Raw genomic sequence first — 14976 nt, 5'->3', positions numbered from 1 at the left:
AACCAAGACTCAAGATCATCAACCTCTCAATGAAAAAAGGAATAAAAATTTCTCCATAAATTTTACTTTTTAACAAAATCATCACATATTCGTTCATATGATAGATTATTTTATCAAATGATAGAAAAATGGAAAAGACAATTGATAGATACCAGAAATTATCCGAAGTTTTGGGTAAAGACAATTTAACAGCTAGAGTTGACAGCCCATTTGACTTCATTACACTTGCTACTAAAGGCATAAAATCTGATGCTATTGTTCATTTCAGTGAGTATTTCAATCTAACCAAAAATTTCACAGCTACCTTATTAAATTTATCAGAACCTACGCTCTATCGATTATTAAGGTCAAAGCAGAATCTAAAAAGGAATAGCTCAGTTCAATTACTTGAGGCAGCGGATTTATTTCTGTATGGAATCGAAGTTTTTGGGAACAAAGAAAATTTCTTCAAATGGCTACACCTTCCCAATACTTCATTGGGAGATATTGAACCTCAGGATTTAATAGAAATCCCTGGTGGCATATCCAAAGTGAGAGATGTGTTAGGAAGAATCGAGCATGGTGTTTACAATTAATCATGAAGGTCTATCGAATTGCCGGTAAAAAATATGCTGGTGATATATCCGGATCAGGTGCAGCCCTGTTTGGTGGTCGTTGGAACAGAAAGGGCTCGCCTGTCCTCTACACTGGCGAAAACATAGAGATTGCTCTTCTTGAAATCGTTGTACATACACCACCAGCCATTGTCCCAGCTTTGGATATCTTGACCCTAGAGATTCCTGATGATTCAATTTCTGAAATCGAAATAAAAGAACTACCAGATAACTGGTCGAACTACCCTGCTCCATCTATTCTCGCGGAAATAGCCGAAGAATGGATAAACTCAAATAGATCAATAGCTCTTAAAGTACCAAGCAGTGTAATTCACAGTTCAAAAAATTACATTCTCAATTGCAGACACCCAAAATATCATAGAGTAAAAATCATTGAACACAAAGAGTTTCGTTTTGATCAGAGGTTGATAAAGTAAATTAAGGCTGTAATAATTAAACGAAAAATATAAAAGCAGCAAAATCTGACACGGGAGGGAATATCTCATTCCTCTTTCGCTAACAGTTCCTAAACCCGTAGAAAAAGGGTATCCCAAGCGAGAAAATTACACTTTTAATAAAGCTATAGAATTTCAACTAGACAAATTGAAAATAAAAAACAGCAATGCATCACTTAAAACTCTCCAGAAGGTTCAAAGAATGTTATTGTACTAAATTACTTTATTGCTTTCAGCTTAAAAACAACGAATCGCAATGTATTTTCATCAATAGTCATCTTTTTAAAATCCATTTTAGGTTGGGAAATCATTAAACCTTCTTCACTAACGAAACACATATTATATAGATATTCATAATTTGGAAGTGAAACCTCTCCAATCAAAATAAAATCTTGATCTAAAATTTGTACTATTGGCCTTTTTGAATCTTTCCTTTCCCCGTCTTTCTCAATTTCTATAAAGTTTGGCTCTTCAATAATTCTATAATATACATTTCGGTATGGATCCGAAAGTAATGCATATACAGTATAAGAATTTATGTATCGTTCATTACTTTCCATACTTGTAGGATATTCTCTAAAAACCAACTTAGTTTCTTTGAATTCTCCTAAAGGATTTGTAAAAGTTACTTTTAAATTCTCAGCATCAACTACACCTATAGAGTTGGAGTATTTATAAGAAACTACTACTCCAGATGAATCGAGATTAGATGCCATTCTTGGCATTTCACCATCTTCCCAATGAAAACCCAACATATTTGGAGGAAAAAAAGATAATTTAGAAAGAGAATCATTTTTATCAATATGAAAAACATTAATACTAGATTCATAGGTTGATTTGGATGACGACTCAGGCAATGCGCTTATCCATAAATTTGATTGCCTCCCAAAAATCACTGGTGCATATGTACTCATCCAAGGAATACTGGCATCTAACTCTGTAGAAAACCCATTAGATGAGTTTATCTTACCGCTTGTGAATAACAACTCCTTCTTTTTACTGAGAAACTCCTTATTACTTATATCAAAAATTATAGCTTTATATCTATAAGTATCAATAAGACTGATGGTATTCCTATCTAAAAATGAATAACCTTGGATTTTCCCAACTCCCTGTGGTCCTTCAATATCAAATGGTATTGATTCTACGAATGAATTATTTTCGACATCATATATGTATATAGAGTTATTGAATTGATTAAGAAATGTAAAGATTTTACCTTCTTTAAAATCATAATATTGAATATGACTCATGAACATACTTGATTCATCATCTAAATCAAAATCAATATCTCCATCCGCTACCAGAGTATATTTGAGATCTTTATTATATTCCATTTTAGGCTGACAACCTATAAAAAAATATATTATCATAATAACTGGGAAAAGGATACTTCTCCTAGTAAATTGAAAAGAAACATTCATCATACTTTCTTAAGGAGTTACATTAACTTCAGGTAAGCAACATTTTATTTGGACATTAAATAAGAAGACTTCAATTCCTTCACTCTCAGTATTCTCCATATATAACTTTTAGAAAAAAATCACTACGATAAAATTCACCTCCAAATTATCACTCCTTAAGCTTTTCCACAAAGTACATATCCACTTCGCCCTTGTTTTTGGCTTGAATTTTTCCCCTATGGGTACAAAAGAAATGATCTTTTACAAGCTCGTACGTAGCACCGGAAATATTGATTTTCCCTGGCTCCCCGCTGCTTTCCATTCGTGAAGCTAAATTTACTGTATCCCCCCAGATATCATAGGCAAACTTATTCAACCCTACGATTCCTGCTACAATATTGCCGGTATGAATACCTATCCTCAGCTCAAAAATAGGCTTGTTTTCTCGGATACTTATTGCCTTATGCTCCTCTACAAAATCCCGGATTTCAATGGCAGCATTAATCACATCAAAAGGATGCGAGTTGTTTTCAACCGGAATTCCTCCTGCCGCCATGTAGGAGTCACCGATCGTTTTGATTTTTTCTATCCCATGCTTTTCGATGATTCTGTCAAACTGCTTGAAGCAAAAATCGATTTCCGCTACCAGATCAACTGCATTCATTTGCTCAGCAATAAGTGAAAAACCTACAAAATCGGTAAATATCACCGTGGCACTTGCATATCGCTTGGTCTGCGCGGATCCTTTCTCCTTCAGTTCCCTAGCAATATCGATGGGTAAAATATTCAGTAAAAGCTCCTCTGACTTTTCCTTCTCATTCTGAAGATCCAGCGTTCTTTCTTTGACTTTCGACTCCAGATTAGCAGTGTAATCTTCCAGTCTCTTCTCATTCAGTCTCAAATTTTCCTCCACCTCTTTTCTCACTTCTACCTCCTGAACCAGCTTTTCATTCAGCTGATTTGTACTTTCCAAAAGCATGGCATTTTGAAGGGAAATGGCCGTCTGCGTGGCCATCACCTGAAGTATCTCTATCCGCTCCTTAGTAAATGCTCCAGAGAGCAATCTATTTTCCAAATACAGCAATGAAAAACCAACTCCAGAGTGCTTTTGTGGTATGCACAAAATAGATTTTACCTTGTTTGAATCAATGTATTCTTCATCCGAGTAGGGCAAAGTCTTGGTAGCATCATCGAGTACCAGAGTCTCTCCAGTCCTCAGCACATAATTGATGACCGAATGGCTGATCTCCTCAAACTCATCGTATGGAATATTCTGAAGTACCTGAATCTCATTGCTGGAGTTATCGATAGACGCTTTGATCAATTTGCTGTCTTTTTCGATCGTGATGAGAAAAGCCCGATCCGCGCCCGCATTTTCACTTACCAGCTGCATCAGGCCAGTGAGAATATTCTCCAACTTCATCTCTCCTGAGATCAGATTAATAGTCTTAAGAATGGTATCCAGGTCGAGGATGTTGGCATTCACTCCTATTTCCTCTGCCGAAATAAATCCGCCATAAAGTTCTTTCATTTGATGCAGTTTAGCTTTAGCACCCCACTTTTCGTAGGATTTGTAGGCATTGGAGAGGTAAAATTGCGCAGCTTCAGGTTGCTGCTGAGCATGGAAATAAACGCCTGCCCTCTCCCACATCAGCGCCTCATCCTGAACGTATTTGTGCATTCTGGCATATCGGATGGCGTAGGTAAACGACCTAACAGCATTGTCGAAATTTCCCTTGAGCGCTTCATACTCAGCCTTCATAAACTCGTGGCGGTGTTGGAAATTAACTTCTGAGTGTTTCACCAACCCGCCGATCAGTTTGATATTCTTTTTACAGATTTTCAAAAGCTCTTTTTGCTCTGAAATTGACCTGGAATGAAAAACCGGGGTAATGCATAGGTTTTCATAGTAGAAGAAAAGCATCTCTGTAATAGATCCTTTTACAGGGATAAGATGCAATTTCTCCAATGAGCAGAACTTCCAGGCAGATTCATTTTGATTAAAAATCAAACTCAAAAACTTCTTCTGCGAATACAGATTATGGTAATACAAGCTAAAAGCAGGGATATCCGCAAAGTCTATCTTTCGCTCATCAAAAATCTCTCCGCTCAGCACCTCAAAGTCCTCAACTCCTTCCAAAAGACTTAAAGCAGATTGGCGAAACAAATCAATTCGCTTGATCTGCATGATTTGATTCAACGGAGCTATTTGTTTGCTCAGTAATTCCCCTCGCAGCAAAATCTTAGGAATTGGCTCGCCACCATAGAAATTCCAATAAATAATCAGCTGCCCAATAATGGATGTGAATTCGAAATCCCCGGTTTCAAGACCTTTCTTCAGCGCTTCTTCCAGCTCTGGGATGCTTTCTGCTAAGTGCTTTAACCAATGCGAAATAAACATCACATACACCTGCTTAAAAGACACAAACTCGTCCTCGTTCTCGATAATTTCAAAAACCCTATTCCCCAATTGACCCATTTTTAGACCTTTGGCCATATTGCCCATAAAGGCAATATTGATGTAGCCAAAAACCACAAAAGCAACCGGTGTCTTAGAGCCCAGTCCGAACTTCAAGGTTAACCTGATCAACTCAAACATGATCAATGGTAATAGATTAGGCTCAGTCAAATAGGCAGCCAAGGACATATGATGCATGATAGACATGGCTATCAGTAGCTTCTCATCTTTGATCTGTGGGAGATTTAGGATTTTGTCTTCGGAAAAGAACAGCAATCTTAAATTGGTTCGGACAAAGCCTAATAACACATTCAGCTGACTAGGATGGCGCCTCAGATCAATTTTGACTAAGCGCAAAATATCAAGACCAATTTCAATTACTTGCTTCTGATCATTCTCGACATTGGCGTTCTGAATTTTAAGATCCGCCAATTTCAGTTTATCCAAAATGCTAACTGCGTTAGAATCCAGCAAAGCGGTGTACTTTCTAAATAGGTCCTGATTGTTGCACTGATACGCCGCCACAGCAGATTTCAGGTAAAGATCATAGGTAAATTCTCTATCTGTTTGCCACGCATCTGCTGCGAGATGTTGCAGCGCATTTTCAAAATACTGCATTGCCAGCACATATGCAGTAGAGTTTTGAGCTCTTTGTCCCGCCATGCTATTTAACTCACACAGCGTCTTAATCTCTGATGGATCGGTAATTAATTCTTTCCCAAAATTGAATTGATTTACGATTTCAAATACCCCATCTCTAGGCCCTTTATCTTTGCTTTTTGCAAGAAGGGTGCGGCCTATTTTGAGGTGATTTTTCTTTTGTCCCTTTTCATCGATCAATGAATAAATAGCTTGCTGCACCCGGTCATGAACAAAGTAATAACTGCCATCCAGGCTTTCTATGACCAGATCCAACTCCAAAGCCAAATTGAAATCCTTGGCTACTTTTGCATCGTCTTCTTCGGCAATACGCACTAAGTCTTGTAGGTAAAACTTATTCCCGATGCAGGATGCAAGCTTCAGAATCGCGATAGTATCAGCAGGGAGGTCATTGATTGTTTCTAGAAACAAATTGACAATATCACCCTCCACATTATAACTTATCAGTTTATCAATTTTCCACTTCCAGGAGCCTTCTTCGCTATCGAAGTAAAGCATCTCATTCTTATAAATGGCCTTTAGAAACTGATTGGCAAAAAGTGCATTTCCAGCTGATTTTTTGAATACCAAAGAAGCCAACTCATCCAAAGGTCTATCAGATTTCCCTAGGGTGTTGGTGACAAATTGCTGGATATCTTCCTCCTTTAGATTCTCCAGCAATATTTCCTCGGGCTGTATTCCCTGCTCATCCAATTCCATTTTAAACTGGAGGAAAAGATGCCCTGGGGTAATTTCGTTGTCCCGGTATGCGCCTACTATGAGGATATTATTGAGCTCAGAATTGACCAGGATAGTCTTCATCAAATCGAGTGAAGAAACATCTGACCACTGGAGATCATCTATAAAGATAAATACAGGCTTACCCAACTCTGAAAAAACCTGAAAAAACCTAATGAGTGCATAGTTGAATCGCAGCTGTGCCTCCGTACCCGTCAAAACTGGAATCTCTGGTTCATTATCCAGCAATCTTTCCAAACCTGGAATCACCTCATAAAGCACTCTAGCGATAGGCTGCAAAAGGCTATGCAGCTTAGCTTTCCATCTATTTAGCTCTACTTCATTCAACAACAAAATCTGATTGACCAACTTCCCCAAAGCCTGCGAAAAAGCCGAATAGGGAACATCAGCCTGAAGCTGATCGAACTTTCCCGAAATAAAAAACCCGCCCGATTGAACTACAGGTCTGTACAAACGCTCTACCAGGGCAGATTTCCCAACTCCTGAATTTCCATAGACATAGACCAGCTTTTTCTCGTTGAGAGTGATACTGGCAAAAGCATCCCTAAGCTGTTTTATCTGCCTATCTCTGGCATAAAGCTGATCTGAAAACAGTAGAACACCGGAGGAATCCTGTGTTCCCAATAAAAACCCCTCGATATCTAAATCCTTTTGAACAGCATAAAGAATCATTTCCAAATCATACAATGCTCCCTGAGCTGAGTGATACCTATTTTGAACGTCCTTCTCGATCATCTTCATGATCAGATCGGACAATACCTGCGGGATTTCAGCTAGTTCCGAAGGATTTTTGGGAGTCAAAGCGATATGCGCATGTATTTTTGAAGCTCCCTCCTTGGTTTCAAATGGTAATTGCTTTGTAAAAATCCAATAAAAGATAATCCCAAGTGAGTAGATATCTGAGTATAGGCCTATATCTGTACTGATTCTTCCAGTCTGCTCAGGAGCTATAAAATCATAATCAGCTTCAAAAAAAACCAACCTTCTCTCAACTCCTATTTTTCTTTTGATACGCGTAGCTAAGCCTAGACTAATAAAAACCACCTCATTCGTGCCATCCTCCAGAATAATATGACCCGGATTCAGGTTGAGATGCACGTATTCTTTCCGGTGAACTTCCGCGAGCTTTTTGGTGATAGCTACGCAAATCTTCAATTTTTCGCTTAAGCTCAAGGGCTTGAAAAGGTATTCCCGGAGGCTTTCTCCTTTTACAAACTTCAGTATTAAACTAAGGTCAGTCCCGGTATTTTCACTTTGCAGGACCTTCCTAAAACCAGGAACCGAAACTTCCGAGAAAGATGCTTCATTAGTGGCTTTTAAGGTTTCTATTTGAGAAAGCGTGGATAGCGATATTTTTTTGGTGACAATAGTATTTTCCCCAGATGGCGTAGAATTCTGGTTAGCAGAACTATTAGTTGAAAACAATAATTGCCATTTCATCAAAAAGAGGTATTAAAACTGCCAAATGAGCCGGTTAACCTGTATCAAATGGATAGTAGGGTGATCCATTTCACTAAATTTAATACAATATCCAATATAAAAAACACAAAATAAAATTCCCAATTGCATTAGCTTCACCTTAATTTTAATTACATTCCAATCACTTTTATTGTTTTTTAAACTCATTTTATCGAACAACATGTCAAACTCCACCGATGCTCCAAAAAAAATAGGACATGAATACGTGAACTATGACGAAGACCGTATTGGCTATGAAATGCTTCAGGAATTTGAAGCTCAAGTCACCCGGATGTACAAGGACAAAAAGATGCTCCGTCAAGTACACACCAAGATGCATGGCTGTGTAAAAGCGACTTTTGCAGTAGAAAAAGATTTGCCAGATGAGCTAAAAGTCGGAGTCTTTGCCGGAGAGCCAAAAAATTACCATGCCTGGGTTCGATTTTCCAACGGAAATACCAAACCCCAAAAAGACAAGAAGAAAGATATTAGAGGAGCTGCGATCAAGTTGCTGGGAGTGCCGGGAGAAAAGATTTTGGAAGAGGAGATAAATGCTGAAACCCAGGATTTCTTGCTGATGAGTACCGAGACATTCTTTGCAAAAAACATCAAAGAACTGGCTAGACTGCTGAGCGCAATGACCTCATCCAATTTCATAAAAAGCAAACTTTTTATCCTAAACCCACTTCTATGGCCGATTATTCTGCGAGCAACGAAAAGCAAAGTTGCATGCAAGAACCCGCTTGAAATTCCCTATTGGAGTACCCAGCCTTACCAATTTGGGACAATAGACAGAGCTGTAAAATATCACCTTCGCCCATCACCAAGTAATATCACAGTTGTAGAAAATACCACAGATTACAATTATTTGAGGTATAACATGGCCCAAACACTTCATGACAATGAAGCTAAGTTTGATTTTTTTGTCCAGTTCCAAACTGACGCTGACGCAATGCCAATAGAAGACCCTACAGTAGCTTGGAGCTCTCAATACATCAAAGTTGCTACCTTGACAGTTTACCCGCAGGTATTTGATTCAAATGCGAAAATCGAATATGGGGACAATCTTTCCTTCAATCCCTGGCATTCTTTGCCAGAGCATAGACCGTTGGGAGCTTTTAATAGAGTGAGGAAACGCGTGTATGAAGCCATGTCAAAATTCCGACATGAGGCTAACAAACTCCCTTTTGAGGAACCAAAGGACTCCCCTGATTTCCTAGACGACATACTTCCTGTCAACACAAAAGTGACGCTGGATCAACAAGTCCCTTCCAAGCACATCATCTTCACTACGGCAGAAGTCATCGTCGATTGTGACAAAGAGACCGCTTACAAATTCGTATCCAGTGTAGAAAAACTTTCGAGTTGGCTATTGAAAACTGGCCCGATCTACGGAATTATTAAAGTAAATACGCTGCGGGGCAATTGGGCAAAAGTTGGAGACAATAGACTGGTAGAACGAGGCGATTCGGCAACCCTGGTGGAAGAACTGATTTCAGTTCACCATTACTCTAACTACGCCTACCAAACGACGGAATTCAGTGATATTTTCAAGCATTTTGCGAACAAAACCTATGGGCACATGTGGTTTGACACCGTGGATGATAAAACGAGACTTCGCTGGGTGTACACATTCACCTATAGAAACCTATTAGCTCGGATTTTCCTTTCTATTTTCGCACCACTTTTTCTTAAAAAATACCTCCAAAATGGCTTAAACAATGCCAAGGCATTTTTAGAAGAGTAACTGAGCCAGCTTAAATCGTAGCTAAGTAACGCAGCACATTTATAGAAGGAAAAAAGAAATATGCGCCACCTTTCACCGTGATCACTCGTGGTAAGTCTTTAACAGTTTTGTTTACAGGTTCATCTTGAATGGTGAAATTTTGTTCTTCACCGAGATCCGGGGTTTCCTTTACTCCGATAATAGGGTCTGGATCATTGTAAAGCTCCTTGTTTTTGGGAAGATTTGCCCAGGTATATTGTAGAAATTCAAATTGACGGCTAATGTCTGCATTGAAACAAATAAATAGCAGACCCACATCGCCTTTTGGGGTAATATTCGTGGGAGATCCTTCATAGATCTCCCCATATAGCCTGGCACGTCTGATTATTCTATGCTGCTTACTTAGTTTTAATGACTCCTTTTTACCATGATCATCTACGTTATCTCTTGGGTTCATCCTTCTCAGGTGTGAGCCAAACGGGCATTTTAAACCCTCCTTATCAAATTTCGCATAACCAAAGTCATTAACATCACTATGAGGCCCAGGATCAGTCTCCGGAAAAAGCGCAATAGGTGCTCCACTCTGCCATCTTCCCATAAACTTCGCTCCTAATTTTAGGCTTTCTGCTGCATTGATTGTTCCATCCGGGTTTTTGGTTTTGTCATTCAGGTAGCTCCAAAATTTATTGACATCCTGATCCAATTGGCGCATCACCATGAACGTACCGTCTTTCCCAAGGTCTTTTTGACCACTTCCACCTGCGTCAGGCGTCAATAGATTCAAATCACCTTGCTCCTTTACGATCAAAGGAGTGTCTGGATATACCCCGAATTCGTTTTTGTAGCCAAAAACAAACTCTCCGGCTTTGATCACGTCATCTTTGTTTCCCACTCTTCCAGATCCCTCGATGATCGGCTGTGACACCCCGTCCCTAAACCCAAAGTGTTCTTTATTATCCGGCTGCGTTTGCCCGTCTATATAGAATAGTTCCGTCAGGCCATTTGCCTCAAAATCAGCCGCTAACTCTCTGTAGTATTCCAGGCATACAACTTTATCTTTTTCAAGGTCATCATTTGAAGACTTATCATTACCAAACACCATCAAGCAGAGGTGGATGTTTTCATTTCGCGGACCTCCCCAATTCCAAACCTCGGGACGGCTCGTTCCAAAATCACCCAAAAGTCTGGTTCGATGATCCGAAACCATCCCTTGTCTGAATTCTCTGGAAAATGCTGCAAGATTCTCCTCATGCAGCCCGAGCTTTCCCAGGCCTGCATGGGTAAAAGCAATGTTCAAATGCGTAGGGGCTATTTCCGACTTATCGTGAATATGTCTGGCAGAAGTCATCTCCTGCCAAGACTTTGACAGCCATTTTTTAGTGGCTATAGCATCAGAAATCTGTAAGTAAACAAACCTCGAATACAGCATATGAGCATACCCTCGGATCAGGTAACCTTGGATATTTTCTAATTCTAGCATGGTAGTATGCATAGTCTAAAGGAGTTTAAGAAATTTGGCAGCCTGACGTTCTGAAAGTGTCTTCATCAATTGTACTCGAATTCTGGTGTTGTTATTGATGTTTTTGATGGAAAGGTCTGGATAAGCGGTGTACCAAAAATTCGTCACTAATTCTGAATTACGGCTCCAGGCAAGAAAATACTCTTCCCTGTAGGCACCGCCAGTTATTAAAAAGTTTGTTTTGGGAAACACCTTGGTATTAGAGAAAATCCCAGTCAGTCCCCAGCCACTATTATCTATAAAATCTCCAAGGTATTGCTGCCAGCTCCCATCGAAATTGGAGAAAAACAGCACTCTGGAATTCTTCTCGAACATCACCCATTTAGCAAAATGTATGGTGGGAATACCCATTAGCTTTCCCTGAGTGAAAATGAATTTGATCAGGAAATTTGAGAGCAAAAACATGAATTTGATTGAGATCAGGCGGATTGTACCTTCCTTCATATCAACTAATTGAGTAAACTGATTTTGGTTCTTAAAATCTTCATACATTTCCAACTCCGTCAAAAACCCATCGTCCAACTGGCTCCTTTTCTTCGTGAAATTCTCATCCTTTCGCTCATAAAAGAAGTGCACAATCAACACCAGAATAAGGATAAAGGGCAATAAAGCGAGCAAGCAAATCCCTAACAAAACTGCTCCCACATAATTGATTCGGGGCACGTTCACTCTTTCTCCTTTCAAGTAAGAGAATTCAGCATTTGACAATACCTGCTCTTTGATTTTCAGGTGGACAGTTTCAGCCGGGACATCTTCCCAAGACCTGGAATCGATAAACTCCCGAATAAAATCACGAAGCTTTTTCTCTTTTCTTATCTGCATGACGGACCTTCCCGGTGCTCCTATGTAAACAGCTGCATCTTTGATGACGTGGCTCTCTAGGTAGAAATGTCTGCTTGCTTCTGTGATTGTATTTAAAGGTGGGTAGCCTTCGCAAAAAACATAAACCAAGTCCAAAATGGTGCTGGAACTTTCGCAGACTTTGTGAAGCATTTCTCCTTCATCTCCATCGTAATCGATTACAAAAAGTAATTTGGGATTCCTTTTCTGTTCATCTTTTATATAGGACTTCCCGTGGTCGATCACGACCCAACGGGCAAAATGTATGATGGATAACTCGTCAAATTCTTTCGATATCCCATGCTGAGATTTCTGTTTGATATCTGCCAATTGATCTAATAAATCCTGAATCTTTTCAGGAATCACAGGAACCAGAATGGTGGTGGATTTTTGGTTCATATAGATTGATTAACCTATAATTAAATTAAGAAAAACTAAAAAAAGACATTCTCAAACTAAAATACTCAAGCTTTTATAAAGCTGTCATACAACAACTTGCTCTTAAAATCCGGCTGTTATTTACATTTAAAAAAAAGATTTCTAACCTGTAACTACCGATAAAAAATCTTAATTAAAAATTACAACAAAGCCTCTTTCAATATATAAGTAATTAACCATTATTACAATTTTACCCTAAGAATAATCCTATATTAACTTCTCTGGAAAATAGTAAACCAAAGCTTACAGAAACTCTCATCCCCAGCCAAAGTTGACTTATAGATCAAATCATCTTAAATAGCATCACATTAGTTTTTACCCAAATTCCTCAAGGCATGAAACCAGTTATTCTCTTTGTTCTTTTCAACATCCTCACTTTACTTAACACTTTTGCCCAGCAATCCTGCATGACAGCAGCTTCCATCAAAGCCCTAGACGCGCAGTGGGAGGCTAACAACCTAAACCCAGATCCAGAATTTTTCAAAAGTACGCTTGCTGAAAACTTCATTTGGGTACACAATCATGCCTCGATGATCGATACAAAGGAGGATGTCATCAAGCGAACTGAAATCCAAGCGGCAAAAGGAACTACAAATACCCGGTCCCGGACACAAAGTGAAGTGAAAGTGGAAATCACAGGTAACACGGCAATAGTAACGGGTTTCACCGTCGTGGACCGAGGCCCCACTCCTACCAAATACCACTTTATGCGAACTTACGTGGATGTGGATGGCAAATGTCTTTTGACAGGTAATCATACCATGGCGATACCTGAAGGGGAGTAAGTGAGTTTTAACCTTAAATTAGTTTGATGTTTGATTCTAACTTTCACTTTTAACCTTGCGAATAATGCTGATAGATACCGCAAGAATAACTAGGTAACCTACGACCAACAGCTTGATTAGAAATGGAATATTGCGCTGCATCACTACAAAATCTGCAATCCCGGCTTCCCAAAACAACCACTCGTCAGCAATCTCCGATGCAACTGAAGGATTGCCCATGGTCAAAGCAATAATTCCATTATTTGATTTGATATTTACCCTGGCCGCCGTATTGATGACAATAGTACCTCCACTTCCATCATGGCCAATTATATTAGATTGCGCATCATTCTGACTGTATAGGTGTGGCCCCAAACCATACACTCCTATCTTATTGATAAAGGTTTCCGGCTTGCTCATTTGCAAAATAGTCTCACGGCGTAATACCGGATTATCAGTAAGGTTTGCTATGAGAAACTTACTCAAATCTGCTGTGCTGGTAAATAAAGAAGCTGCCGCAAGAGCTGTGAAAGTACGGGGCTCTGTAAGTGTACCATCTTCCTTATATAGCTGAGCCAATTGAAGATTGGGCTTGTCTGCTAAAACAAAGGTCGAATTGTTCATTCTCAGAGGTTCAAAGACTGCCTCAGTCATGTAGTCCTGAAAGGATTGTCCACTGATTTCCTCTATCAACAATTGTAAAATCGTATATCCTGCTCCTGAATACAAATACTCAGTATCTGGCTCAACACCTACTCTTGCTACACCTTCAGCATAAGGCGAGTCTGAAGCTTTGGTTAATGACTCCTCAATGGTCTGGACTTTTTCTCCACGCGCAAAACCTTCATAGCCCAAATCATCCACTAAGCCAGCAGAATGCGAGAGCAGTCTCCGTACAGTCACCTTTCTATTATCAAAATCACTTTCAGGAAGATGCCACCTCGTCAGGTAATCGTCTATTGGTTTGTCCAAGTCCACCTTTCCTTGCTCGACCAGTTTCATAATACCAAAAGAAGTCACCCACTTGCTAACTGATGCTACTGGAAATACTGTGTTGCCATTTACAGGTTGGTCTATAGAATAAAAAAAGTCTTGCGAAACCTCTCCATCTTCTATGAGCACCATCGCTAAGCTTCCTTCCACCTCGTTTTCAATTTCTTCTGTTGACACTTCGATAAAAGCCTCAGAAGTATCACTAGACGTGATTCCCCTCAACAAAAACCCATTTATAAACCCTAGTCCTACAAAAATGGTCCAGACTAATACAGATAGTCCTATCCATGCTATTCTCTTAAATACTTTCATTGAATTTCAGTTTGATCTTTATTTGGAATAGAAACTTTCCATTAGGATTCTGTATCAGCTTTTCTCATCCAAGACAAAATAAAAGTTGCTGAGTAGCCAATGATAAAGACAGTTAATCCAAATAACGGTGAGAGCAAAGTGATTTTTAACCCTCCAGCTAAAATTGCTGGATCCGCTCCGCCTGTGGCCTCAAGTGCATCAAATCCCTGAATCAACCCCATCAAACTATTAACAATTGAAATCACTAATCCAAGAAGCACCACTTGGTTGATGAGCTTTTTATATTTCAAAAAGGTAGCTTTATCCCCATTCAAATTGGCAAAGGCTTTAAATGAAAAAAAAACAGCAAGAAGTAAGCATACTACAATAAGAGTCATTCCTGTCACTCCGCCTTCGACAAATCTTTCGATGAGGACATTTGTTAGAACAATTTTTTGAGTAAATATAGCAGTGTAAGTGTTCATGGATTTTGGTGATTAGTTGATAATGCAAGTATATAGCACTCAGAGTTTTTAATGTAAGTTTTGCGATCAACAACCGACTCAACCACAGTATTGACGGAAATTCAGGTGATTTTGGAATAAACCTACCTCGCAGAGCAACTTATCCTCCATATCCT

General features: G+C 39.3%; 10 protein-coding genes. 4 read left to right on the top strand and 6 right to left on the bottom strand.

The window, feature by feature from the left end:
* Positions 1–128 precede the first annotated feature (128 nt).
* Complete coding sequence (gene parS / locus BM386_RS00575) at positions 129–575, top strand: type II RES/Xre toxin-antitoxin system antitoxin (protein ID WP_091691127.1); 447 nt, start codon at positions 129–131, stop codon at positions 573–575.
* A gap of 2 nt (positions 576–577) precedes the next feature.
* On the top strand, positions 578–1030 hold the full coding sequence (locus tag BM386_RS00570; protein WP_091691126.1) for an RES family NAD+ phosphorylase: 453 nt from the start codon (positions 578–580) through the stop codon (positions 1028–1030).
* 236 nt (positions 1031–1266) lie between these two features.
* On the opposite strand, the gene BM386_RS00565 is transcribed toward BM386_RS00570, so the two are convergent.
* Positions 1267–2385, bottom strand: a complete 1119-nt coding sequence (locus BM386_RS00565) for a DUF4221 family protein (RefSeq protein ID WP_170856996.1) — start codon at positions 2383–2385, stop codon at positions 1267–1269.
* A gap of 235 nt (positions 2386–2620) precedes the next feature.
* Positions 2621–7747: an adenylate/guanylate cyclase domain-containing protein gene (locus BM386_RS00560; RefSeq protein ID WP_091691124.1), complete on the bottom strand. Its 5127-nt coding sequence runs from the start codon at positions 7745–7747 to the stop codon at positions 2621–2623.
* 199 nt (positions 7748–7946) lie between these two features.
* On the opposite strand from BM386_RS00560, the gene BM386_RS00550 reads away from it, so the two are divergent.
* A complete protein-coding gene (locus tag BM386_RS00550) occupies positions 7947–9512 on the top strand; it encodes an SRPBCC family protein (protein WP_091691122.1) in 1566 nt (521 codons plus the stop codon).
* Positions 9513–9522: 10 nt separating this feature from the next.
* Here the strand turns inward: BM386_RS00550 and BM386_RS00545 are convergent, their stop codons facing one another.
* Both BM386_RS00545 and BM386_RS00540 read right to left on the bottom strand, forming a co-directional pair.
* The gene (locus BM386_RS00545; RefSeq protein ID WP_091691121.1) at positions 9523–10983 is read right to left on the bottom strand and encodes a Dyp-type peroxidase; all 1461 of its coding nucleotides are present in this window, start codon (positions 10981–10983) and stop codon (positions 9523–9525) included.
* Positions 10984–10986: 3 nt separating this feature from the next.
* The gene (locus BM386_RS00540) at positions 10987–12249 is read right to left on the bottom strand and encodes a hypothetical protein (protein WP_091691120.1); all 1263 of its coding nucleotides are present in this window, start codon (positions 12247–12249) and stop codon (positions 10987–10989) included.
* Between the two features lie 374 nt (positions 12250–12623).
* Between BM386_RS00540 and BM386_RS00535 the strand changes: the two genes are divergently transcribed.
* A complete protein-coding gene (locus BM386_RS00535; protein WP_091691119.1) occupies positions 12624–13073 on the top strand; it encodes a nuclear transport factor 2 family protein in 450 nt (149 codons plus the stop codon).
* A 36-nt stretch (positions 13074–13109) separates the two neighbouring features.
* On the opposite strand, the gene BM386_RS00530 is transcribed toward BM386_RS00535, so the two are convergent.
* Both BM386_RS00530 and BM386_RS00525 read right to left on the bottom strand, forming a co-directional pair.
* On the bottom strand, positions 13110–14357 hold the full coding sequence (locus BM386_RS00530; protein WP_091691118.1) for a serine hydrolase domain-containing protein: 1248 nt from the start codon (positions 14355–14357) through the stop codon (positions 13110–13112).
* Positions 14358–14398: 41 nt separating this feature from the next.
* On the bottom strand, positions 14399–14821 hold the full coding sequence (locus BM386_RS00525; protein ID WP_091691117.1) for a hypothetical protein: 423 nt from the start codon (positions 14819–14821) through the stop codon (positions 14399–14401).
* Between the last annotated feature and the right edge of the window lie 155 nt (positions 14822–14976).

The organism is Algoriphagus locisalis (genome assembly GCF_900116615.1).
GTDB lineage: Bacteria > Bacteroidota > Bacteroidia > Cytophagales > Cyclobacteriaceae > Algoriphagus > Algoriphagus locisalis.
Note: the sequence above shows the minus strand (reverse complement) of the source record. Positions and strands in the feature narration are given on the sequence as shown.